18 protein-coding genes are annotated in these 21,477 nt (G+C 71.6%); 10 read left to right on the forward strand and 8 right to left on the reverse strand.

All coding sequences use genetic code 11. The features are described 5' to 3' along the window. Nucleotides 1-72 precede the first annotated feature (72 nt). On the reverse strand, nt 73-1,650 hold the full coding sequence (locus AB0C12_RS39850; RefSeq protein WP_360555941.1) for a lysyl oxidase family protein: 1,578 nt from the start codon (nt 1,648-1,650) through the stop codon (nt 73-75). A gap of 212 nt (nt 1,651-1,862) precedes the next feature. Between AB0C12_RS39850 and ppc the strand changes: the two genes are divergently transcribed. After that, entirely contained in the window at nt 1,863-4,703 is a 2,841-nt protein-coding gene (gene ppc, locus AB0C12_RS39855; RefSeq protein ID WP_360555943.1) for a phosphoenolpyruvate carboxylase, read from the forward strand. A gap of 58 nt (nt 4,704-4,761) precedes the next feature. On the opposite strand, the gene AB0C12_RS39860 is transcribed toward ppc, so the two are convergent. Beyond that, complete coding sequence (locus AB0C12_RS39860; RefSeq protein ID WP_360555945.1) at nt 4,762-5,454, reverse strand: SDR family oxidoreductase; 693 nt, start codon at nt 5,452-5,454, stop codon at nt 4,762-4,764. Nucleotides 5,455-5,532: 78 nt separating this feature from the next. Between AB0C12_RS39860 and AB0C12_RS39865 the strand changes: the two genes are divergently transcribed. From AB0C12_RS39865 to AB0C12_RS39880, 4 genes are read left to right on the forward strand one after another with little or no spacing between them, the layout of a single operon-like run. Next, on the forward strand, nt 5,533-5,904 hold the full coding sequence (locus AB0C12_RS39865; RefSeq protein WP_360555946.1) for a MerR family transcriptional regulator: 372 nt from the start codon (nt 5,533-5,535) through the stop codon (nt 5,902-5,904). Nucleotides 5,905-5,909: 5 nt separating this feature from the next. Then, nucleotides 5,910-6,353 (forward strand): MarR family transcriptional regulator, encoded by a 444-nt coding sequence (locus tag AB0C12_RS39870; RefSeq protein WP_360555948.1) that lies wholly within the window; start codon nt 5,910-5,912, stop codon nt 6,351-6,353. Further along, nucleotides 6,350-6,991, forward strand: coding sequence for a maleylpyruvate isomerase family mycothiol-dependent enzyme (locus tag AB0C12_RS39875; RefSeq protein WP_360555949.1), 642 nt, complete (start codon nt 6,350-6,352; stop codon nt 6,989-6,991). Before AB0C12_RS39870 ends, AB0C12_RS39875 begins: the two co-directional genes overlap by 4 nt. 10 nt (nt 6,992-7,001) lie before the next feature. Continuing rightward, nucleotides 7,002-7,721, forward strand: a complete 720-nt coding sequence (locus tag AB0C12_RS39880) for a hypothetical protein (RefSeq protein ID WP_360555951.1) — start codon at nt 7,002-7,004, stop codon at nt 7,719-7,721. A gap of 4 nt (nt 7,722-7,725) precedes the next feature. Here AB0C12_RS39880 and AB0C12_RS39885 read toward each other — a convergent pair whose 3' ends face one another. Beyond that, a complete protein-coding gene (locus tag AB0C12_RS39885; RefSeq protein WP_360555953.1) occupies nt 7,726-8,319 on the reverse strand; it encodes a TetR/AcrR family transcriptional regulator in 594 nt (197 codons plus the stop codon). 151 nt (nt 8,320-8,470) lie between these two features. On the opposite strand from AB0C12_RS39885, the gene AB0C12_RS39890 reads away from it, so the two are divergent. The 3 genes from AB0C12_RS39890 to AB0C12_RS39900 are packed head-to-tail and all read left to right on the forward strand — an operon-like array spanning nt 8,471 to nt 10,825. Beyond that, entirely contained in the window at nt 8,471-9,454 is a 984-nt protein-coding gene (locus AB0C12_RS39890) for a hypothetical protein (protein WP_360555954.1), read from the forward strand. 30 nt (nt 9,455-9,484) lie between these two features. After that, on the forward strand, nt 9,485-10,390 hold the full coding sequence (locus AB0C12_RS39895; RefSeq protein WP_360555955.1) for an endonuclease/exonuclease/phosphatase family protein: 906 nt from the start codon (nt 9,485-9,487) through the stop codon (nt 10,388-10,390). 12 nt (nt 10,391-10,402) lie between these two features. Continuing rightward, nucleotides 10,403-10,825 carry a hypothetical protein gene (locus AB0C12_RS39900; protein ID WP_360555957.1) on the forward strand — a complete coding sequence of 141 codons (423 nt, stop codon included), beginning with the start codon at nt 10,403-10,405 and terminating at the stop codon, nt 10,823-10,825. A 42-nt stretch (nt 10,826-10,867) separates the two neighbouring features. Here the strand turns inward: AB0C12_RS39900 and AB0C12_RS39905 are convergent, their stop codons facing one another. From AB0C12_RS39905 to AB0C12_RS39920, 4 genes are read right to left on the reverse strand one after another with little or no spacing between them, the layout of a single operon-like run. Continuing rightward, nucleotides 10,868-11,578, reverse strand: coding sequence for an ABC transporter permease (locus tag AB0C12_RS39905; protein ID WP_360555958.1), 711 nt, complete (start codon nt 11,576-11,578; stop codon nt 10,868-10,870). Nucleotide 11,579: 1 nt separating this feature from the next. Beyond that, complete coding sequence (locus AB0C12_RS39910) at nt 11,580-12,491, reverse strand: ABC transporter ATP-binding protein (RefSeq protein ID WP_360555959.1); 912 nt, start codon at nt 12,489-12,491, stop codon at nt 11,580-11,582. Then, nucleotides 12,488-13,351 (reverse strand): ABC transporter permease, encoded by an 864-nt coding sequence (locus tag AB0C12_RS39915; RefSeq protein WP_360555961.1) that lies wholly within the window; start codon nt 13,349-13,351, stop codon nt 12,488-12,490. Before AB0C12_RS39915 ends, AB0C12_RS39910 begins: the two co-directional genes overlap by 4 nt. Then, nucleotides 13,344-14,258 carry an ABC transporter ATP-binding protein gene (locus AB0C12_RS39920; protein WP_360555963.1) on the reverse strand — a complete coding sequence of 305 codons (915 nt, stop codon included), beginning with the start codon at nt 14,256-14,258 and terminating at the stop codon, nt 13,344-13,346. Before AB0C12_RS39920 ends, AB0C12_RS39915 begins: the two co-directional genes overlap by 8 nt. Nucleotides 14,259-14,404: 146 nt before the next feature. On the opposite strand from AB0C12_RS39920, the gene AB0C12_RS39925 reads away from it, so the two are divergent. Then, on the forward strand, nt 14,405-18,427 hold the full coding sequence (locus AB0C12_RS39925; protein WP_360555965.1) for a hypothetical protein: 4,023 nt from the start codon (nt 14,405-14,407) through the stop codon (nt 18,425-18,427). A 1-nt stretch (nt 18,428) separates the two neighbouring features. Here the strand turns inward: AB0C12_RS39925 and AB0C12_RS39930 are convergent, their stop codons facing one another. After that, nucleotides 18,429-19,748, reverse strand: a complete 1,320-nt coding sequence (locus tag AB0C12_RS39930) for a glycosyl hydrolase (protein WP_360555967.1) — start codon at nt 19,746-19,748, stop codon at nt 18,429-18,431. A gap of 156 nt (nt 19,749-19,904) precedes the next feature. Between AB0C12_RS39930 and cysC the strand changes: the two genes are divergently transcribed. Continuing rightward, nucleotides 19,905-21,428, forward strand: a complete 1,524-nt coding sequence (gene cysC / locus AB0C12_RS39935; protein ID WP_360555968.1) for an adenylyl-sulfate kinase — start codon at nt 19,905-19,907, stop codon at nt 21,426-21,428. Nucleotides 21,429-21,477: the final 49 nt, after the last annotated feature.

The following is a 21,477-nucleotide window of genomic DNA, read 5'->3' on the forward strand; positions in this document are numbered from 1 at the left end:
GCACGCAGGTGGAGACACAGAAGAAGGCGCCGGCCCCCGAGGGAGCCGGCGCCTTGGATCGGCGTCCGACGATCAGTCGAGCCCGTTGACCGAGGGCACCTTGAGAGTGCGCGCGGTCGGCGTGCCGCCCAGCACGATCTTGCGCAGGGCGGTGTTGTTCTTCGTGCTCAGCTCGGCCAGCTTGTTCGAGGGGTTGGCCTTGACCTCGATGTAGTACGTGCCGTTGGGCAGGCCGGTGAGGTCGAAGGACTGGCCGGGCCGGTCCTGGGTGTACGTGTCACCGTTGCCGATGTCGAGCACCTCACGCACCGCCACGGCCGTGTTCTGACCGCACGAGCTGGACAGGTCGGTGTTGTCCGGCCGCCACTTGGCGCTCGGGATCGTGTAGTCGACCGCGTCCGTGTTGGCCAGGCAGAACGCCTCCTTGCCACTGCGCACGGCGACCTTCTTGTCCGCCTTGAGCAGGCTGTACCGCGCGAAGTCGGTGAAGTGCCAGTGCCGGTGCCCCTCGCGGGGGTCCCACTCCATCGTGCCGGCCGCGACCGAGCCGACCTCCTTACCCTTGGCGTCGAAGAAGTACTGGTACGCGTCCATCCGCTCGGTGCCGGTCTGCCGGAAGCCGTCGACCAGCAACGGCGACGTGCCCGCGTTCCAGACGGTGGCACCGAAGTTCACGTACCACTTCTTGTCCTCCTCCTGGGACAGCGAGATACCCGAGGCGGGCAGCGAACGCAGGTCGGGACGCGGGCCCTTGGCGATGGCCGAGGCCTTGACCGCCCGCGGGCGCTTGGCCGGCGGCCGGAACCCCGGCTTGTACGCGGAGATCTGCAGATCCTCGTCGCCCTGGCCGGCGTGCTCGCCGTGCTCGGCGAGAGCGGCCGCCTCGGCGGGGTCGTCGCCCGCCTGGGCCGCCTTGACCCTGGCCTTGGCCGCGGCCGCCGCGTCCTCGCCCCGGTCGATCGTCTTGACCGTGACGGTGAGCTTCAGCGTCGCGCTCTTCGCCGCGATCTTGAAGTAGTCCCGGTACTTCTTGTTGACGCTGACCGTCGCGGTGTACACGCCGTCCGGCAGGTCGAACTCGCCGGTGCGCGGCAGGCTCGCGACGGGCGCGTTCCAGCCGGCCTGGATGCCCCAGACCGCGCCCAGGTTGAACGGGCCCTCGGAGCAGCCCCGTGGATAGGGGTTCTGCGCGGGCGCGTCCCGCCGGGTCCGGGCGGATTCGTAGGCGTTCGGGCAGAAATCTGTCTGGTAGCCGGCGACCTGCTTGCCCGCCGCGTTCTTCAGGGTGATCGTGGTGAAGTCCTTGAGGCCGCCCCACCCGGTGACCATCCCGGCCGGCAGCTTCACGGCCTTCTTCTTGCCGTTCCGGACCACGATCTGCTCAGCGGTGATCGGCTTGGCGTAGGACGAGCGCTTCGCCCGGATCTCCAGCGGGTCCTTGCCGGCGATGACGTTCACGCCCAGATCGAAGTCGAGGTAGCCCTGCTCGCCGTCGTACACGTACCGCTCGGCCAGCACGTTCGCCGTGGCCATGGTGAAGGCCAGCGGCGGCGGGGCCGCGGCGGCGTCCGCCACACCCATGCCGGCCGCGGCCAGGCCGAGAGCGGTGGCGACAGCACCGGCCACCACGATTCGGGTCCTTCTTGGCATTTCTTGTCCTCCCCGGAGCTCTGTGGTGCACAGGTAATCCGGAAAGGCGTGAAGCGGCCGTAAGCGCCTATGAGACTTACCTCAAATCACGCCGGCCGGGCGGGGCACCGATACGATCAGCCAAGTCGGGACAGCGCTGTCCTTCCGTCCGCGATGCCGATCCCGTCCGCGGCGGAAAACCCCTGCAAGTTCCGCACCCGAGGAGCGCTCCGATGACAGACCAGCTCGGCCGACTCGACCCCGATGGCCCGTCCGACCGCCCCGCCGCCACCCTTGACTTGTCTGAAGGCAGTCATGATGCGGCATTGCGTGCCGACATCCGGCGGATCGGCACGCTGCTCGGCCAGACGCTCGCCCGGCAGGAGGGCAAGCCGCTGCTCGACCTGGTCGAGGAGGTCCGCGCCCTGGTCCGGGCGGACGCCCCGGCCGCCGCCGAGCGCCTCTCCGCCCTGGACGTCACGACCGGCACCAAGCTGGCCCGGGCGTTCTCCACCTACTTCCACCTGGCCAACATCACCGAACAGGTGCACCGCGCCCGCGACCTGCAGCGCCGCCGCGCCCGCGACGGCGGCTGGCTGGACCAGGCGGCCAAGCGCATCGCCGAGCAGGGCGTGCCCGCCGACGAGATCGCCGCGGCCGCCCGCCGGCTGGCCGTCCGGCCGGTCTTCACCGCGCACCCGACCGAGGCCGCCCGCCGCTCGATCCTGTCGAAGCTGCGCCAGCTCGCCGACTCGCTGGACGGCGAGGCCAGTGCCGCGATCCTGTACGGCGCGACCGACACCACCGCCTCCACCCGCCGCTTCGCCGAGCTGATCGACCTGCTCTGGCAGACCGACGAGCTGCGCCTGGACCGGCCCGACCCGACCGACGAGGCCCGCAACGCGGTCTACTACCTCAAGGACCTCTACGCCGACGCGGCCCCGCAGGTGCTCGACGACCTCGCCGAGACGCTGCGCCAGCTCGGGGTGGAGACCTCGCCGACGTCGCGCCCGCTGACCTTCGGCACGTGGATCGGCGGCGACCGCGACGGCAACCCGTTCGTCACCCCGGCCGTCACCCGCGACGTGCTGATCATCCAGCACGAGCACGGCATCCAGGCCACCGAGGCGGCGATGGACGCGCTGATCGACGAGCTGTCGGTGTCCCGGCGGCTGCGCGGCGTGTCCCTGGACCTGTCGGCCAGCCTGGCCAAGGACCTCGACGCGCTGCCCGAGGTGGCGCCGCGGTTCCGCCGCACCAACGCCGAGGAGCCGTATCGGCTGAAGGTCCGCTGCATCAAGGCCAAGCTGGCCAACACCCGTGAACGGCTGCGGCGCGGCACCGCCCACGTGCCCGGCCGCGACTACCTGGGCACCGGCGAGCTGGTCGGCGACCTGGAGCTGATGCGGGCCTCGCTGGCCCGCAACTCCGGGCAGCTCACCGCGGTCGGCACGGTCGCGTCGGCGATCCGTACGGTGTCCGCCTTCGGCCTGCAGCTGGCCACGCTCGATGTCCGCGAGCACGCCGAGAAGCACCACGAGGTGCTGGCGCAGATGTACACGCAGGTCGGCGAGGTCGACGAGTACCTGTCGCTGGACCGGCCCGAGCGCACCAAGCTGCTGGCCACCGAGCTCACCGGGCGGCGGCCGCTGTCCAGCAACGACACCCCGCTGACCGACTCGGCCCGCAAGACGTTCGACGTGTTCAACACGATCCGCGAGGCGCAGGACCGGTTCGGCGCGGACGTCATCGAGTCGTACATCATCTCGATGACCCTGGGCGTGGACGACGTGCTGGCCGCGGCGGTGCTGGCCCGCGAGGCCGGCCTGATCGACATCCACACCGGGCGGGCCCGGATCGGCATCGTGCCGCTGCTGGAGACCCCGGCCGAGCTGGACGCCGGTGGCGAGCTGCTGGACGAGATGCTGTCCCTGCCGGCGTACCGGGAGATCGTGCGGGCCCGCGGTGACCTGCAGGAGGTCATGCTCGGCTACTCCGACAGCAACAAGGAGGCCGGGATCACCACGAGCCAGTGGTCGATCCACAAGGCGCAGCGGGCACTGCGCGACGTCGCCGCCCGGCACGGCGTACGGCTGCGGCTGTTCCACGGCCGCGGCGGCACGGTCGGCCGCGGCGGTGGCCCCACGCACGAGGCGATCCTGGCCCAGCCGTACGGCACGCTGGACGGCGCGATCAAGGTGACCGAGCAGGGCGAGGTCATCTCCGACAAGTACACGCTGCCGGCCCTGGCCCGGGAAAACCTGGAGCTGACCGTGGCCGCCGTGCTCCAGGCGACGCTGCTGCACACGTCGCCGTCGGTCGACCTGTCCTCGCTGACCCGCTGGGACGGGGCGATGGACACGGCGTCGGGCGCGGCCTTCCAGGCGTACCGGGCGCTGGTCGAGAATCCGGACCTGCCCGCGTACTTCTGGGCGGCGACCCCGACCGAGCTGCTCGGCGCGCTCAACATCGGCTCCCGGCCGGCGAAGCGGCCGAACGCCGACGCCGGGCTCGGCGGCCTGCGGGCCATCCCGTGGGTCTTCGGCTGGACCCAGACCCGCCAGATCGTGCCGGGCTGGTTCGGCGTGGGCACCGGCCTGCTCGCGGTCCGCGAGGCCGGTCAGGCCGATGTGCTCCAGGAGATGTACGCCAACTGGCAGTTCTTCCGCACGTTCGTCTCCAACGTGGAGATGATGCTGGCCAAGACCGACCTGACCATCGCCCGGCGGTACGTCGAGACGCTGGTCCCGGCCGAGCTCAAGCCGATCTTCGGCACCATCGAGCAGGAGTACGCCAAGACGGTCGAGCAGATCCTGGCCATCACCGGCCGCGACGAGCTGCTGTCCAGCCAGCCCGAGCTGTCGCGCACGCTGGGCGTCCGGGACACGTACCTGGAGCCGCTGCACCACCTGCAGGTCGCGCTGCTGCGCCAGTACCGCGAGCTGAACGCCGACGAGCGCCAGGCGTCGACCGCGCCGGGCGCCCGGCGCCCGGCGTCGGACTCGACGGCGCTGGAGCGGGCGCTGCTGACCACGGTCAACGGCATCGCGGCCGGCATGCGCAACACGGGCTGACCGCTCGCGGAGGTTTCGACGGCCGGGCCCGCGCAGTGCGGGCCCGGCCGCTTCGTGTTCAGACCGCCGCGGGGTACAGCACCCGTGGGTCGCCGGCCAGGGCGGCCTTGACCTCGGCGGTCGCCTCGTCGGCGATGACCTCCAGCGCGCCGGCCTCGATGCCGTCCAGCGCGGCCCGGGCGATGTCGGCGGGGTCGGCCTTGTCGATGTCGAAACCGGCCATCATGTCGGTGTCGGCGGCACCCAGCAACAGCCCGGTGACCAGGGTGCCCTGCTCGGCCAGCTCGAGCCGGACGCCGTTGGTGAGACTCCACTCGGCCGCCTTGGCCGCGCTGTACGCGTTCGCGCCGTTGTAGGAGACCCAGGACAGCCGGGACAGCACGTTGAGGACGGCGCCGCCGCCGAGCACCGGCGCGAAGGCTCGGATGACGTTGAGCGTGCCCCAGAAGTGCGTGTCCAGCTCCAGCCGGATCTTGTCCAGGTCGCCGGTGACGAGGTTGGTGTGGGTCGTGATGCCGGCATTGTTGATCAGCAGGTTGACGTCCCCGGCCCGCGCGGCCGCGGCGGCCACCGAAGCCGGATCGGTGATGTCCAGGGCCAGCACCTCGACGCCGGGGATGTCGACGAGCTCGGGATTACGCGCGGTGGCATAAACCTTGGCGGCGCCGCGGGCGAGCAGCTCGAGGACGAACTGCCGGCCGATACCGCGGTTGGCGCCGGTGACCAGCGCGACAGAACCAGAAATCTTCATGACGGCTACGCTAAAACCTGACGTTGACGTCAGAGGCAAGTGTGGTGACGGGCCTCACGAACACCGGCGGGAGAGATCATGCGGATCGGCGAGCTGGCCGGCACGGCGGGCGTGAGCGTACGGGCGCTGCGCTACTACGAGGAGCAAGGGCTGCTGGCCTCCCAACGGACGCCGAGGGGGCAACGGACGTACCCGCCGGCGGCGGTGGACCGGGTGCAGCTCATTCAGCAGCTGTACGCCGCGGGCCTGTCCAGCCACACGATCCTGGAGCTGCTGCCCTGCGTGGACCGGGGCGTGAGCACCCCGGAGTCACAGGCCCGGCTGGCGGCGGAGCGCGACCGCATCGACCGGCAGATCACCGGCCTGCTGGCCACCCGCGACCGCCTCGACGCAGTGATCGCCGCCGCCGCCGACCCGACCCACCCGAGCTGCGCGCGTATGACATCATAGTTGTCATGTTGGCGCGTGGAGCTGCTCTTTACGAGGTCCTGCGGCACGTACGGCCACTGGTCCTGAACTCGGCCCGGGTGGTCGAGGCGGCCCTGCGACCGGAAGGCCTGAGCGTGGGCACCCGGGCAGTGCTGGAAGTCCTCGCCGAGCACGGCCCGGCGACTGTGCCGGCGATCGGCGACCGGCTCGACCTGGCTCGCCAAGGCGTTCAGCGCCACGTCAACGACCTGCTGAAACGGGGCTACGTGGAGTCGCGGCCGAATCCGGCCCACCGGCGGTCGGTGCTGATCGTGCTGACCGGCAGCGGGACCGCGGTGATCGGCCGGATCCGCGACGACGAACTGCGACAGCTGGCCACGCTGGCCCCGGACTGCACCGAGCAGGAGATCGCCACGGCGGCGAAGGTCCTGGCCGCCCTGAGCCGCGACGTACGGAGGCGGGCCGCGTGACCACCGACGCCGAGATCTACGCCCGGACGACCAGCAACCGTCTGCTGATCGCCGACTTCCTGGAGAGCCTGGACGACACCCAGTGGCAGGTGCAGACCCTGTGCGCCGGCTGGACTGTGGGTCACCTGGCCGCCCACCTCGTCCAGCCGATGCTGGTGGGCTTCGGCCGGTTCTTCGTGGTGTCCCTGCGCTACCGCGGCGACACGGACCGGACCGTGGACCACTTCACCCGGCGCCTGGCCCGGAAACCGCGGGGCGAGCTGATCGGCCTGCTGCGTGAACACGCTGCCGACCGGGTGAACCCGCCCCGGGTGGGGCCGCTCGGCCCGTTCGCCGACACGTGCGTGCACCTGCGGGACATCGCCCGGCCGTTGGGGCTGGCTGCGGACGTACCGGTGGAGGACTGGCGCATCCTGCTGGACTATCTGGTCTCGCCGGGGGTCGCGCCGGCACTGGTGCCACCGGGGCGGCTCGACGGGCTGGAGCTCGTCGCCACCGACACGGAGTGGCGTGGTGGGAGCGGCGAACTGGTCACGGGGACGGCGGAAGCGCTGGGCATGGCGGCCTGCGGGCGAGCGGCAGCCATCGACGACCTGCGAGGCCCGGGCCGCGACATCCTCCTCGGCCGGCTTCCCTAAGCTCTCGCGAATGATCCGTCTCCGGTCCACCGCCCTGCTGCTCGCCGGCGTCCTGTCGCTCGCCGCCTGCTCCCAACCGGCGGCACCCGCCCCGGCGGATCCGAAGGCGGCCGTCACCGCCTCCCTCGCCGGCCTGACGGCCGGCAACTACGCCTACATGGTCGCCACGTCCGACAGGCAGGTCACCGGCACGACCGACTTTTCCAGCGCCAGCGCGGCCTGGTACACCACCTTCACCGACCCCGAACCCGAGGTGTACTACGAGCGGGTGATCGGAAAGGACAGGTACACCCGGAAGACCCCGGAAGAAGACCGATGGCAACACTGGGACCTGTCCCGGATGCCCGAGGCCGGGGAGCGGCACGGGCTGGCCATCACGAGACCCGATCGGACCGGAGCGACGGAACTTCTCGGCATGACGGACACGGCCACAGTGGAGGGTTTGACGATCCGGGGCACGCTCGCCGTCACCACGATCACCGGCAGCAGCATCGTCCTGCAGCCGCTGCAGTTTCGCCTCAAGGGCAGGACGACGTTCACCGCCACTCTGGACGGCCAGGGCCGCCTCAGCCGGCTGGTGGTCGACGTGCCCGCCACCACTGAGCCACTCGGGCCGGCGGGCACCTGGACTCTGGACATCACCGGCTACGGCACCACGTCGGCGCCCGAGCGGCCCACCCCGACCAAGGAAGCCCCGGAAGACCTCTACGAGAAGACCACCGGAGCCTGAACGCTCAGTCCCGCCCGGCCGGGCTACGGCGCCGGACCAGGGGTAGGTAGACCTCGTCGACGATCTCGGTGAGGACCTCGTCCGGGGCTGACGGCACTCCGCGGGTCACGAACTCGTTGCGCAGCAACACGATTGCCACCGTCGCCACCCGAGGGTGCAGCGACTCCGGGGCCGCCTCGCCGCGGGCCACCGCCCGGCCCAGAACCGTCAGCCACATCGCGGTCATCGCGTCGGTCGACTGCTCCGGCAGTTGCGCCACCAGCTTCTGGGCGCTGCCCGCCGCCGCCAGCAAGTCACGCAGGACCGCGCCGAGGGGCGAGCTCCAGTGCCGGTTCGCCCGGCGCAGCAGTTCCAGGGCGTCGCCGCGGAGGGTGCCCGTGTCCGGCGGCTGGATCGCGGTGGCCAGGTGGCGGTAGGCGGCGATACCCAGGGCCAGACGGTCCGGCCAGCGGCGGTAGATCGCGTTCTTGTTGGTGCCCGCCCGCTTGGCGACCCGGTCCATGGTCAGTCCGGTGAAGCTGCTCTCCGTGAGTTCGTCGGCTGCGGCACGCAGGATCGCCTCCTCCAGCGCCGCCCCTCGGCGGCGGGTCGGGGTCATCGGATCCCCTCCACTCCGGTACTCGTCGTTCCCTTTCAGCATCGGCTTGACCTCCTCACAGAGTCAAAATAGGGTACGGCGCGTACCTAACGGGAGGAGCGACGTGCGGGCGAGGGGCATAACGTACGACACCGGGTTCGTCCGCCATGGCGTGAACGCGCGGCGGCGCTTCGAGCCGGAGCCGGTCGAGCGGGAGCTGGCGATCATCCGCGACGACCTGCACTGCACCGCCGTGCGGGTGACCGGCGGCGACCCGGAGCGGATCGAGTTCGCCGCTTCGGTCGCGGCCGGGCTCGGGCTGGAGGTCTGGTTCTCGCCGTACCCGCTGGAGCTGGGCGCCGACGAGATGCTGGCACTGTTCGCCGACTGCGCCGAGCGGGCGGAACGGCTGCGGGTGCGCGGCCATGAGGTCGTGTTCGTCACCGGCGCGGAGCTGAGCATCATGTCCCCGGATTTCCTGCCCGGCGACAGCCTCGAGGAGCGGCTCGCGCTGCTGGGCGAGCCGGATCGCATCCGGGCGGTGCTCGCCGGGGTCGGCGACCGGGTCAACGACTTCCTCGGCCAGGCGGTGGCCGTCGTCCGGGAACGTTTCGGCGGCCGGGTCACCTATGCCTCCGTGCCCATCGACCGGGTGGACTGGACGCCGTTCGACATCGTCGCCATGGACGTGTACCGGTCGGCCGCCATCGCCGGGAACTTCGCCGAGCTGGTCGCGCAGGGCATGCGCAGCCCCGGCCTGCAGGGCAGGCCCGTCGCGATCACCGAGTTCGGCTCGGCCACCTACCGCGGCGCCGGCGACCGCGGGGCGCAGGGCCTGGAGATCGTCGAGTACGGCGACAGCGGCCCGTTGCGACTGACCGGCGACCACACCCGCGACGAGGAGGGCCAGGCCACCTACCTCCGCGAGCTGCTGGCGGTGTTCGACGCGGCCGGCGTCGACGCCACCTTCGTCTTCATCTTCGCCCTCTACGACCACCCGCACCGCCCCGGCGGCGACCCTCGCGACGACCTCGACCTGGCCAGCTACGGCATCGTCAAGGTGTACGAGGACCGGCACGGCGACACCTACCCGGACCTGCCGTGGGAGCCGAAGGCCGCGTTCACCGCGCTCGCCGACATCTACGGCAGAGCCTGACGACTTGCGGGGCCCTGCCAGCATCGCGAGGTGCGCAGCCTCGCCGTGTCAGCCGTGATCGTCGCCTGCGTCCTGCTCTTTCATCGAGCCGTACCCAACACCGCCGGAAATCTCGGCAGTCTCGTGGAGACGTTCCTGCCCTGGCTGGGCCTGACCATCCCGGTGCTGTTCGCTCTGGCGTGGTGGCGCCGTTCCCGGATCGCCGCCCTGGCCGCGCTGCTGCCGCTGGCCGCCTGGCTCGGCCTCTTCGGCGGCCATCTGCTGCCCGACGGCGACTCCCCCTACGACCTCACCGCCGTGCAGCACAATGTCAGCGACGAGAACGCCGACCCGGCCGGCACGGTCCGTGAGCTGGTGAAGGTGCGGCCCGACCTGATCGCCCTGGAGGAGGTCACGCCGGCTGCCCTGCCCGCCTACCTCGCGGCGATGCCGGCGGAGTACGCGCACCACACCGTGCAGGGCACGGTCGGGCTGTGGTCGCGGTATCCGCTCACCGAGGCGGCGCTGGTCGACATCCGGCCCAGCGGGGTCGGCACCGACTGGAACCGGGGACTGCGAGCGGTCGCCGAGCTGCCCGGCGGGGACGTCGCCGTCTATGTCGTCCATCTGCCCTCGGTGCGGATCGGGGTGGGCGGGCTCAGCTCGTCGCGGCGGAACGAGAGCGCCGCCCGGCTCGGCCGGATGATCGCCGCCGAGCCGATCGGCCGGGTGTTGCTCCTCGGCGACCTGAACTACACCGTGGACGACCGTGCGCTGGCGCCGCTCAGCGCGGAGCTGCGCACGGCCCGGTCGACGTTCGCCTTCAGCTGGCCGGCCCGGGCCCCGGTGGCGCGGATCGACCAGATCATGGGACGGTCGGTGACCGTCACCGAGCTCTGGTCCCTTCCGGCGACCGGCAGTGACCACCTGCCCGTCGCGGCCCGGGTCCGGCTCTGATGGGATACCCCGATGAGCAGCATCATCAGATTCTTCGTCGCCGCCGATGACGAGGCCGCCGAGGCCCAGGCCGACGGCGGTCCGGACGCCGGCCACGAGTCGGTCACCTACGGCAACTTCGACGCCGACCTGGCCCTGCTGGAGTGGGACAGCCTGCTGACCGGCCGCAGCTTCGACGACGCGCTCGCGGCGTCCGCCTCGTCGGTCATCGCCGACGAGGACGACGGCGCCATGATCGTGGCCGCGTCCGTGGAGCTCCAGCAGGCCCTGAGCCGCGCGAGCGCGACGGAGCTGGACCGGGTCGGCCGGCAGTGGGCCGCCGACCGGGCCGCCGAGGGCGAGCCCATCGACCCGGAGCTGGCAACCGAGATCCTCGGCGCGGTCGGCCGACTGGCCCGCACCGAGGAGCAGCGGCTGTACTGCTGGATCAGCTGAAGCCGGCGAGGGCCGGTGTCCACCCGGCCCTCGCCGCCCGGATCAGCTCGTCTCGCCGGCCATGCTGAAGCTGCGCAGCCGGTCCACCGCCGCCAGGGTGCAGCCCAGGACGAAGATCGCCGCCAGCACCACGGACACCGTGAGGGAGACCTTGGACTCCAGGATGGCGGTCGGGGCGATCTTGTCGGCGATCGTGATCACGTACTGCTCGATGGACAGCACCCGGGTGCCGCTGACGAACCGGCCCAGCAGGCCCTCCCAGACCAGGATGTAGACCAGGCCGAGCAGCACCGGCCGACGGGTCAGCAGGCTCAGCAGCAGGAACAACGCCGAGTACGCGCACGCACCGACCACCGCGGCCGCCGCCAGGCCCAGGCCCAGCCGCGCCGAGTCGGCCAGCACGCCCGCCACGAACAGCGGCACCGCCGACGTCACCGCGCTGACCCCGATGGCGACGCCCAACTTGGCCAGGATGATGTCGCGGCGGGGCAGCGGCTTGGTCAGGATGTGCACGATCGTGCCGTCGTCCACTTCGGAGCCGAGCACGCCGGTGCCCACGATCAGGCTGATCACCGGCAGCACCACGGCCAGGCCCAGGCCGACCAGCACCGGGGCGCCCCAGTCGGCCGGGTTGACGTCGTACGAGCGGCACAGCACGGCCAGGCCGATCAGCAGCAGCGGCAGGGGCAGCAGCAGGAGCACCCGGCGCCGGCCGAACAGTCCGCGGGCAGTGATCCACGCAACGGTCGACACGTCAGGCCTCCAGCAGGTAGGAGAAGACACTCTCCAGGGATTCGTCGGAGGGCAGCAGCTTGCGCAGCCGGATGCCCTCACCGATGGCGATGCGCGGCAGCGCGCGGGTGAAGCTGCCGTAGTCGGACGCGCGTACGGTCAGCCCGGCGTTGTCGATCTCCACGCCGCTGACCGACTTCTCACCGATCAGGGCCACGGCCAGCCGGCGGTCGTCGGACGACTGCACGGCGAAGACGTGCGGGCGGTTGGTCATCAGCCGGCGGATCCGGCGGTAGTCGCCCGAGGCGGCGAGCCGGCCGGCCACGATCACCTGGACCGTGCCCGAGACCTGCTCCACCTCCTCCAGGATGTGCGAGCTGAACAGGATCGTGTGGCCCCGGTCGCCCAGCTCGTGCAGCAGGCCCATCATGTGCATCCGCTGCCGCGGGTCCATGCCGTTGAACGGCTCGTCCAGCAGCAGCACCTGCGGGTCGTGCACCAGGGCCGCGGCGACCCGGGTGCGCTGGCGCATGCCCTTGGAGTACGTCTCGATCCGGCGGTCGGCGGCGTCGGTCATCTCGACCAGGTGCAGCGCCCGCTCGGCCGCGGCCTTCGGGTCGGGCAGCTTCTGCATCCGGGCGCTGGCCTGGACGAACTCGCGGGCGGTGAGGAAGCCGTGCACCGCCTCACGCTCGGCGACCAGGCCGAGCCGGCGGTAGATCTCCGGGTTGCGCCAGGTCGGCGCGCCGTCGACGGTCACCGTGCCGCGCGAGGGCGACAGGAAGCCCGCCATCATGTGCAGCACGGTGGTCTTGCCGGCGCCGTTCGGGCCGAGCAGGCCGGTGACGCCCGGTTCCAGCGTCATGCTGATGTCGTTGACCGCCACCACGTTGCCGTACCAGCGGGACACGTTCTCGAGGTGGACCGTGGTCACAGCGAGGCCACCTTCCGGTAGCGGGCCAGTAGCAGCAGCAGGCAGACGGCGACCAGGCACACTGCCTCGATGGCATACACCGCGCCGAATTCGCCGATGTTCAGGCCCGTGTTGGCGTCGGGGATCAGCCACTGCCCGACGCCGGTGACCAGGGTCATCGGGCTGGCCAGGCCGGCCAGGTCCTGCGCGGTGGACGACGGCAGGATGGACAGCACGCCGACCACCGGGGTGGTCATCAGGAAGACGGCGACGATGCCGCCGGCGGCGAACGCCCGTTTGCCGGTCAGCGACGCGATCAGCAGCCCGATCCCGGTGAAGACGAGCGCCCAGAGCAGGCTGTAGCCCCACGCCGGAAGCAGGTCACCGAGCTCGTGCCAGACCCCGGACATGCCGGTCTTGGTGGTGAACGCGCCGCCCAGGAAGATGATGAACTGCGGGCCGGCCAGCAGGATCCACACCGCCGTCACCATCGCGGCCGCCTTGGCACCGATGTAGTCGGCGGCGCGCAGGGGCCGGCTGAAGTAGAGCGGCAGTACCCCGGCGCGCAGGTCCCGGGAGACCAGCTCCGGCGCCACGATCGCGACGAAGAAGATGATCAGCCAGCTCATCGTGTTGGCGAACTGGATGTAGGTCAGCGGCAGGGTGCCGAGCTGGGCGCGTACCGCCGCGAGGATCACCGCGACCAGGGCGACGATCCCGAAGACCAGCCACGGGAAGATCTTGGCCTTGGCCGACCGGCCGAAGCCGTAGGCCGCGCGCAGGCCGTGCACGTAGATGGCGGCGAACACGGCGCCGCGGCCCAGCCGCGGTCCGGTGTAGCGCTGGTATCCGATGTCGTGGATGACGCTCGACTCAGGCATCCGCGGTCTCCCTCGTGGCGAAGAGCTCGGCCACCCGGTGGCGTCGCTGGTCCAGGCGGTGCAGCGGCAGATCGAGATCGGCCACCACGCGCAGGACGTGGTCGTAGGTGGCCTCGTGGGTCAGCGGCACCAGCACCAGCCGGCCGTCGCGGGTGACCGGCAGCTCCAGCGCCTCCAGCGCCGCGGCCAGTTCGTCCGTACCCTCGCTGACCTCGACCGCGAGCACCTCGCTGGCCTCGGTCATGGCCGAGATGCGGTCGGCGCGCAGCAGCCGGCCGCCCTCGATCGCGACCAGCGAGTCGCAGATCCGCTCGACCTCGCCGAGCAGGTGCGAGCAGACCACCACCGAGATGCCGAACTCGTTGCCGATGCGCTGGATCAGCGCCAGCATGGCGTCGCGGCCGGCCGGGTCCAGACCGTTGGTCGGCTCGTCAAGCAGCAGCAGGTCGGGGTCGTGCACCAGGGCCTGGGCCAGCTTGACCCGCTGCTTCATACCGGTCGAGTAGCCGCCGATCTGCCGGTAGCGCTCTTCGTAGAGCCCGACGTGGCGCAGCGCCTCAGAGGCCCGTTCGCGGGCGGCGGTGCGCGGCAGTCCGCTGATCCGGCCCAGGTGGGTGACGAACTCGGCGGCGGACACGTCCGGGGGCAGCGCGTCGTGCTCCGGCATGTAGCCGACCTTGGCGCGGACCCGGTCGGGGTCGACGGTGGGATCGATGTCGAAGACCCGCACCTGCCCGCCGGTCGGCGCGATCAAGCCCAGCATGATCTTGATGAAGGTCGACTTGCCGGCGCCGTTGGCGCCGACCAGTCCGATGATCCCGGGCTCGACAGCGACGGTGAGGTCATGCAGGGCGGTCACCTGCGTGCCGTACGTCTTGGTCAACCCTTGGGTAACGATGAGGCTCACAGCCGACAGCCTAGAAACCCGTGTCACCGAAGCGGATCAGGTAAACCCCCGAGTCCCCCCTGAGTACGGGACACACGGCGAGTGGATCACATGCAAAGATGCCGCTGGATTTCATCGGACAGCGAGGCAACACGGGGGTACGGCGCATGGCACCACGCCTGACGAAGCGCGCACGGCACGGCAGACATCGGGTCACTCAGGCGCTCGCCGGCATCGCTGTCGCCGCCGCGCTGCTCACCGCCCCGCAGCCCGCCGCAGCTGCGACCGAGGAGCCCGTACCGTCGGCCTCGGCGTCGGCTCCCGCCGAGCCGTCACCGCCGGTCACGCCGAGCCCGTCGGCCGATGAGACCACCCCCGCGGCGACGCCTGATCCGTCGGTGCCGTCCGGCCCGGGCAAAGCGCCGCAGCCGACGGCGCAGCCCACGCCGAAGCCGAAGCCGAAGGCGAGCAAGGCTGACGGGGCCGCCGCCGAGCCCTGCGGTGGTGTGATCACCCTCGGCACGGCAGTGGACTGCGAGGAGATCAAGGACAAGCAGAAGCACGTCTACACGCTGACCACCACGGCGGACGGCGAGCGGCTGATCCTCGTGCTGCGCGCGCAGGTCGAGGGGGGCGAGAGCCTGAGCGGCACACTCACCAGCGCCGACGGCGAGACCAGCTGCTACCTGGGGACGTACCCCAGCGACTGTGTCCTCGGAGCCGCGGGCACTTACACCATCACAGTGAGCCTCTACTCCGGATCTGGCCGCAACGCCTACGCGCTCGGCGTCGACTCGCGGTCGCACCCGTCGGCGTGCGCCACGCTGAAGAACGAGTCCCTGGCCTTTCCGGTCACCACCACGCCAGGCACGCTGGCGGCCGGCTCGGCCGGCCGGTGCTACCGCGTCGACCAGGCCGAGGGCACGCTCGTCCGGATCTCGGTGGGTGGCGTCGGCGGTTCCGACGTGCGCGGCCAGCTGGAGAACGCGGCCGGCGAGAGCATCTGTTACCTGCAGGGCGCCAGCGAATGCACGCTGACCGGCGCCGGGCCGTACAGCTTCTTCGTGACCGAGCAGTACGGCGCGGCGACGGCTTACCGGGTCGCCGTGACCCGGTTGTCCGACCCGGCCGGGTGCGACGACGTGCCGGTGGCGACGTTCGGTGACCCGGGCGACCGCTCCGGTTCGACGACGATCGGCGGCGACAACGTCACCTGCCAGACCTTCACCGCGGCCGCCGGGCTGCATTTGCTCACCTTCGACAACGCCCAGTACCTGAACTGGCGGGTGGCTGACCGCACCGGTGCCGTGCTCTGCGGCAAGTGGGGTGAGCAGCGCGAGCTGTGCCCGCTGCCCGCCGCGGGCACGTACACGCTGTACGGCGAGAGCAGCGACTCGTGGGTCGACCCGCACACCGTCACCGTCGCCGTCTTCCCGCTCGCCTCGACGACGGGTTGCAGCCCGTCCGTCGGCACCGCCTGGGACACCCCGGCCGTACGGGTGCGGGTGACCTCGCGCCTGCAGGTCGAGTGCAACCCGCTCGACGCGCAGCCGGGCGACCGGATCGACCTGCGCTCCGGCGGCTGGATCACCGACACCACCGGCGAGCGGATCTGCGACGCGGTTCGCGAGGACGACGAGAAGGGCTGCGTCCTGCCCGGGAACGGACCGTACCGGATCATCTCGGAGCCGTCCTGGGACGAGGACCCCGAGGACCGGTGGGCCGAGATCGAGGCACGCCGGCTCAACGACCCGCAGGGATGCGCGACGGTCCCGGTCGGCCGGTACGGCGCCGCCCCGGCCGGTACGCCCACCGCGGCCGAGTGCCGCAAGCTGACCGTGCCGGCCGCGGGCGAGTACCGCGTCGAGGTCGTCGACGACGAGAACTACCACGGCTACGGCACGATCTTCGACCCGGCCGGCAAGCGCGTGTGCGGGGTCGGCAGCTGCACCTTCCCGGCGCCGGGGTCGTACACGCTGGTGACCGAGGGCAGCACCTATGCCACGGTGCTGCTGCCGGCGGCCAGTGCCGCGAGCGGCTGCGTGACGGCGTCCGACCAGCCCACCGCCGCCCCGGCCAAGGGTGAGTTCAAGGCCGCCGGTCAGTACGACTGTCTGCTGCTGCCCACCCCCACCGGCGCCGGTCTGGCCCTGCTCAAGCCGCAGGACGCCACCGGCACGGGCCGTCCGGAGATGACGGTGTACGACGCCACCGGCAACTACGAGTGCGACATCTACCAGCTCCGGGACTACTCCTGCGGGCTGGAGGGCACCGCGCCGTTCCACGTGGTGCTGCACCTCGACGAGGACACCGACTCCGTCACCGGTCCGTACGCGCTGAACTTCGCCCGTACCAGCGGCGGGCCGGCCTGCCCGACGCTGGCGAGCGGCGCCACACCGTCGCTGACACTGGGCGGCGACAAGTACGTCGGCTGCTTCACCCTGCCGGCCGGTCAGCACTCGGCGAGCGAGGTGTTGTCGTTCCGGCGTACCGCGGGGACCGGCAAGGCCCGGCTGTCCGTCTTCGACCCGACCGGCTCGCGGCGTTGCTACACGCAGGCCTCCGACGCCGACTTCACCGTCTGCCAGTTGACGGCGGGCGCCGCCACGGTTCTGGTCGAGGGCAGCACGGCGACCGGCACGTTCACGTTCTCGCGCAGGGACGTCACCGCGGCCGCGACGGGTTGCACCCAGATCACGTCCACAGTGATCGGATCGCCGTCACTGACCGGCACGCTGGCCTCCCGCGGGGACCTGCGCTGCTACCAGGTGTCGGCGAACGCGGCCGACCGGGTGCTCATCGACAGCCGCGACGCCGACAACGTGTCGCGCACGATCGTGCTGGACCCGGACGGCAGGACCACCAGTTGCGCCGGTTACGTCAGCGCCTGTGCGGTCACCGGTGCCAGCAAGTACCAGGTGCTGGTGTGGAGCCTGGGCACCGGCAGCACGGCGTACCAGCTCGACGTCTGGAAGGTGTGGGCCAACGGCCGGCCGCCCGCGGAGTGTGCCGAGGTGCCGTCGGCCGCGTACGGCTTCGGCCCGTACACCGGCACGCTGAGCAGCACGAAGCCCGCGCTTTGTGTGGTCGCCCCGGCCAGCTACTACGACGACCTGACCATCGACGTCAACAACCCGGCCGACCCCGACGACGGCTTCTTCTGGGACGCCGGCATGTACGTCGTCACGGGCAGCAGCGGCATGCAGAGCTGCGCGATCGGCGAGGGCGGGTTCCACTGCTGGCACGGCCGGCAGCCGGTCGAGCCGACCGTGTACCTGCTGACCAACGGCAACCGGGCGAGCGAGCATCCGTACCGGCTCGAGGCGACCTGCCACAGTCCGCTCTGCGGCGGGGAGAAGTTCACCGCGACGGCGGCCGCGCCGGCGTCGGTGGCCGGCGGCGCCAAGCGCACCATCACCGTCACCGGCACGTCTCTGCACCTGCGGGACACGGTCCTGGTCACCCCGTCGGGCAGCCCGGCGTTGACCGCGACCGTCAAGTCGGTGTCGGCGGACCGCCGGACGCTGACCGCCGAGGTCGATCTGACCGCCGCACCGACCGGCCCGGTCGCGCTGAGCATCGACTCGTTCGGCGCCGACGCCGAGCCGGTGGTGCTGGCCAACGCCTTCACTGTCACGCTCGCGCCGCTGCGGGCCACCAGGGCGCCGGCGATCACCGGCACCGTGGCGGTCGGCTCGACGGTCAAGGTCTCGGCCGGCAGCTGGACGCCCGCGGCGACGTCGTACACCTATCAGTGGCGGGCCAACGGGTCGGCGATCCGGGGTGCGAGCGGTTCGTCGTACCCGGTCGGCGCCGCGGTGCTCGGCAAGCGGCTCACGGTGACCGTCACCGCGCTCCGGTCGGGCCACCAGGCCGGTTCGACGACCTCCGCGGCGTCGGTCGCGGTCGCCAAGGGCAAGGCCCCGGCGGCCACCAGGAAGCCGGCGATCACCGGTACGGCCAAGGTCGGCCGCACGGTCAAGGTGTCCGCCGGCACCTGGTCGCCGAAGGCCGACTCGTACCGCTACGAGTGGCGGCTGGGCGGCAAGCTCATCCGCGGCGCCACCAAGTCGTCGCTGAAGCTGACGTCCTCGATGCGCAACAAGAAGCTCACCGTCACGGTGATCGCCCGCCGGACCGGCTACACCGACGGCAAGGCCACCAGCAAGGCGGTCACCGTCAAACGCTGACTCACGGCAGGCTGGGCGCGACGTCGACCTGGAAGATGGGCATCTTGCCCAGCTTGCGGTAGGCCATCAGGGCCTCCGGGGTCGCGTCCACCGACGAGTCGCGACCGTCCTGGTTGTGCGGGGTGTCGAAGTGCACCAGGGCCCGGATCTTCGGGAAGTTGCGGATCTGCCGGCCCACCTCGCGGTAGAACTCGGCCTTGTGCCCGGGGTTCTTCTTCGAGGACCAGACGCCCCACTCGGCCACCATCAGCGGCTTGTCCGGGTGCTTGCTCGCGGCCCAGTTGTAGAAGCCGGGCCAGTTCGGGCGGGCCGAGCTCTGCCGGTTGAGCAGTTCGGCGAAGTCACCGTGGCCGTAGCCCGGGTCGCTGTAGGCGTACGTGTCGAAGCCGATCCAGTCGACCACGTCGTTGCCGGGGTACATGTCGTCGAACCACTTCTTGCTGGTGTGCGGCACGTACGCCATGTGCACCAGCACGGTCACGAGGTTGTCGACGCCGTGCCCGCGCAGCCGCTTGACCACGTACCGGTACATGTCCGAGTAGTCCTCGGCGGTGTAGCCGGAGCCTTTCTTCTCCTTGACGTTGTCCTCGGCCTCGTGGTGCACCGTGAAGAAGAACTGCTCCGGGTAGTCCTTGTTGATGTGCCGGGCCAGCCGGTCGAGGAACGCGTCGGTGGCCTTGTCGCCCTTGGCGATGGCGGCCCACGAGGCACCGGCCGGCTTCCAGTTCAGGAAGAGGATGCGTTCGCGGCCGGGCTCGCGCGCGATCGCCCGCTCCGCCTCCGTCGGGAAGAGCTGCCGGTTGCCCTTGTGGTAGGCGTGGTAGACGGCCTGGTGCCGGTCGGTCTTGCGTTCGAACTCGGCCAGCGCGCGCCGGCCGCGGGCGTCGGTGAACGCGCCGGGGGCCACGCCCCAGAGCACGCCGCAGGACGGGACGAGTTTGCGCCCGGTGCGGCAGCGCTGCCCGTTGCGGTCACGCATCGCCGGCTGGGGTGCGGCCAGCCCGGTCCGGCCCGGGCCCGGCCGGCCGGCCGAGGCACTCGGGGCAGCCGAGCCGGACGGTACGGGCACTCCCGAGGCGCTGGGTCCGGCCGTCGGGGCGCCGGGGATCGCCGGCACGCCGGGTTCCGCCGGTGGCCGGGCGCCGGGCAGCGGGGGCAGGGGCTCGCCGGGCCGGGTGACCACGGGTCCGGTGCCGGGCAGTCCGAGCTGATCGACGCCGCCGGTCCAGGCCCACGACAGGGTGGCCACCACGGAGAGGGCAAAGATCGCCGTCATGGCGATGAGGTGCAGAAGCCTGGTCCGGCGCGGTCGACGTCTCACGATCGCCCACTATGCGACCTAAAGTCCGTTTTGTCGACTACCACGGCCGGTTCGCCGCGTGGCGACGGTCTAGATCAGACAGAGTGCCGACCCCGCTCGACCGCAAGGAGTGCGGCTGCGAAACTGTCCCTCAAGCCGCTGCAAGGGGAGTCTTAGGTGAACGACGGTTCTGTGCTGCCCGAGGACGTGCTGCGTGACGCGCCGTCGTACACGCCGCGCGCACACGAACTCGCCGACCTGGAGTTGCTGCTCTCCGGGGCGTACGCGCCGCTGACCGGCTTCCTCGGGCGGGCCGACCTGACCGCCCTGCGCCGCCGCGGCCGGCTCGCCGACGGGACCCCGTGGCCGGTCGGGGTCACCTGCGAGATCCCCGCCGAGATGGGCGCGGCCCTGGACCTCGACGATCCGCTGCGCCGCACCGTGGTGCTGACCGACCCCGAGGGCGCGCCGGTCGCCGCCGTGGAGGTCAGCGACGCCTGGCCGACCTCCGAGCAGATGTACGCGATCGGCGGCACAGTGCGCCGGATGGGCGACGGCGGGCACGGGCCGTTCCAGCGGCTACGGCGTACCCCGGAGGAAGTGAAGGCCCTGCTCCCACCGGGCCGGGTCCTCGGAGTCATCGCCGACCGGCCGCTGCACCGCCCGCAGCTGGCCCAGATCGCGCACGCCGCCCGCACTCTGGCGGCACACCTGCTGATCATCATCCCGGTCACCGGCCCCGGCCCGGACGGGTTGCCGCCGGAGGCGCTGGTCCGCGCGATCTTCGCGGCCCGCGACCGGATGCCGCCGGCCACGATCGTCGCGGTGCCGCTGATGCCGCGCAACGACGAGATGCGCGACGCGCTGCTGCGGGCCCGGGTGGCCACGGCGTACGGCGTCACCCACGTCCTGTCCACCGGCGACATGCTCTCGGGCGGCGGCCTGCGGGTGCTGGTCCCCCGCGAGCTCGCCTACGACAACCGCGACGGTCAGTGGCGCTGGCGCGACGACATCCCGCCCCGCAACCGCCGGCTGGCCATGACCCCGGCCGAGGTGGAGGACCTGCTCGACCGCGGCTTCCCGCTGCCCGAGTGGCACACCCCGCCGGCCGTGGCCAAGGAGCTGTCCCGGGTCCGTCCACCGCGCCGGCACCGCGGCCTGGTCGTCTTCTTCACCGGCTTCTCCGGCTCCGGCAAGTCGACGATCGCCCGGGGCCTGGCCGACTCGCTGCGGGAGAGCGGCGAGCGCACGATCACCTTCCTCGACGGCGACGTGGTGCGCCGCGAGCTCTCGGCCGGGCTCGGTTTCAGCCGGGCCGACCGCGACCGCAACGTGCGGCGGATCGGCTGGGTGGCGGCCGAGGTGGCCCGGCACCGCGGCATGTCGATCGCCTGCCCGATCGCCCCGTACGCCGACGCCCGGGCCGCCGTGCGCGCGATGGCCACCGAGGCCGGGGCCGGGTTCGTGCTGGTGCACGTGGCGACCCCGCTGGAGGTCTGCGAGCGCCGCGACCGCAAGGGCCTGTACGCTCGCGCCCGGGCCGGCCAGCTGCGCGGGATGACCGGCATCGACGACCCGTACGAGGTACCGGCGGACGCCGAGCTGACCCTGGACACCACGGACATGACCGTGGTCGAGGCCATCGACGTGGTGCTGGCGTACCTGGTGGAGAGCGGCTGGGTGGAACCGAACATGAAGTAACCGGTGGCGGCGGAGTAGTTACGCATCGGCGCACGGGCCGTTTACCCCC

Origin of the sequence: Actinoplanes sp. NPDC048967, assembly GCF_040649415.1 — a bacterium.
In the GTDB taxonomy this organism is placed as follows: Bacteria; Actinomycetota; Actinomycetes; order Mycobacteriales; family Micromonosporaceae; genus Actinoplanes.

Bases quoted from the DNA above. Each gene is read 5' to 3' on its own strand.
- AB0C12_RS39850 (WP_360555941.1), bottom strand. From the start codon at position 1,650: ATGCCAAGAAGGACCCGAATCGTGGTGGCCGGTGCTGTCGCCACCGCT.
- ppc (WP_360555943.1), top strand. From the start codon at position 1,863: ATGACAGACCAGCTCGGCCGACTCGACCCCGATGGCCCGTCCGACCGC.
- AB0C12_RS39860 (WP_360555945.1), bottom strand. From the start codon at position 5,454: ATGAAGATTTCTGGTTCTGTCGCGCTGGTCACCGGCGCCAACCGCGGT.
- AB0C12_RS39865 (WP_360555946.1), top strand. From the start codon at position 5,533: ATGCGGATCGGCGAGCTGGCCGGCACGGCGGGCGTGAGCGTACGGGCG.
- AB0C12_RS39870 (WP_360555948.1), top strand. From the start codon at position 5,910: ATGTTGGCGCGTGGAGCTGCTCTTTACGAGGTCCTGCGGCACGTACGG.
- AB0C12_RS39880 (WP_360555951.1), top strand. From the start codon at position 7,002: ATGATCCGTCTCCGGTCCACCGCCCTGCTGCTCGCCGGCGTCCTGTCG.
- AB0C12_RS39885 (WP_360555953.1), bottom strand. From the start codon at position 8,319: ATGACCCCGACCCGCCGCCGAGGGGCGGCGCTGGAGGAGGCGATCCTG.
- AB0C12_RS39900 (WP_360555957.1), top strand. From the start codon at position 10,403: ATGAGCAGCATCATCAGATTCTTCGTCGCCGCCGATGACGAGGCCGCC.
- AB0C12_RS39915 (WP_360555961.1), bottom strand. From the start codon at position 13,351: ATGCCTGAGTCGAGCGTCATCCACGACATCGGATACCAGCGCTACACC.
- AB0C12_RS39925 (WP_360555965.1), top strand. From the start codon at position 14,405: ATGGCACCACGCCTGACGAAGCGCGCACGGCACGGCAGACATCGGGTC.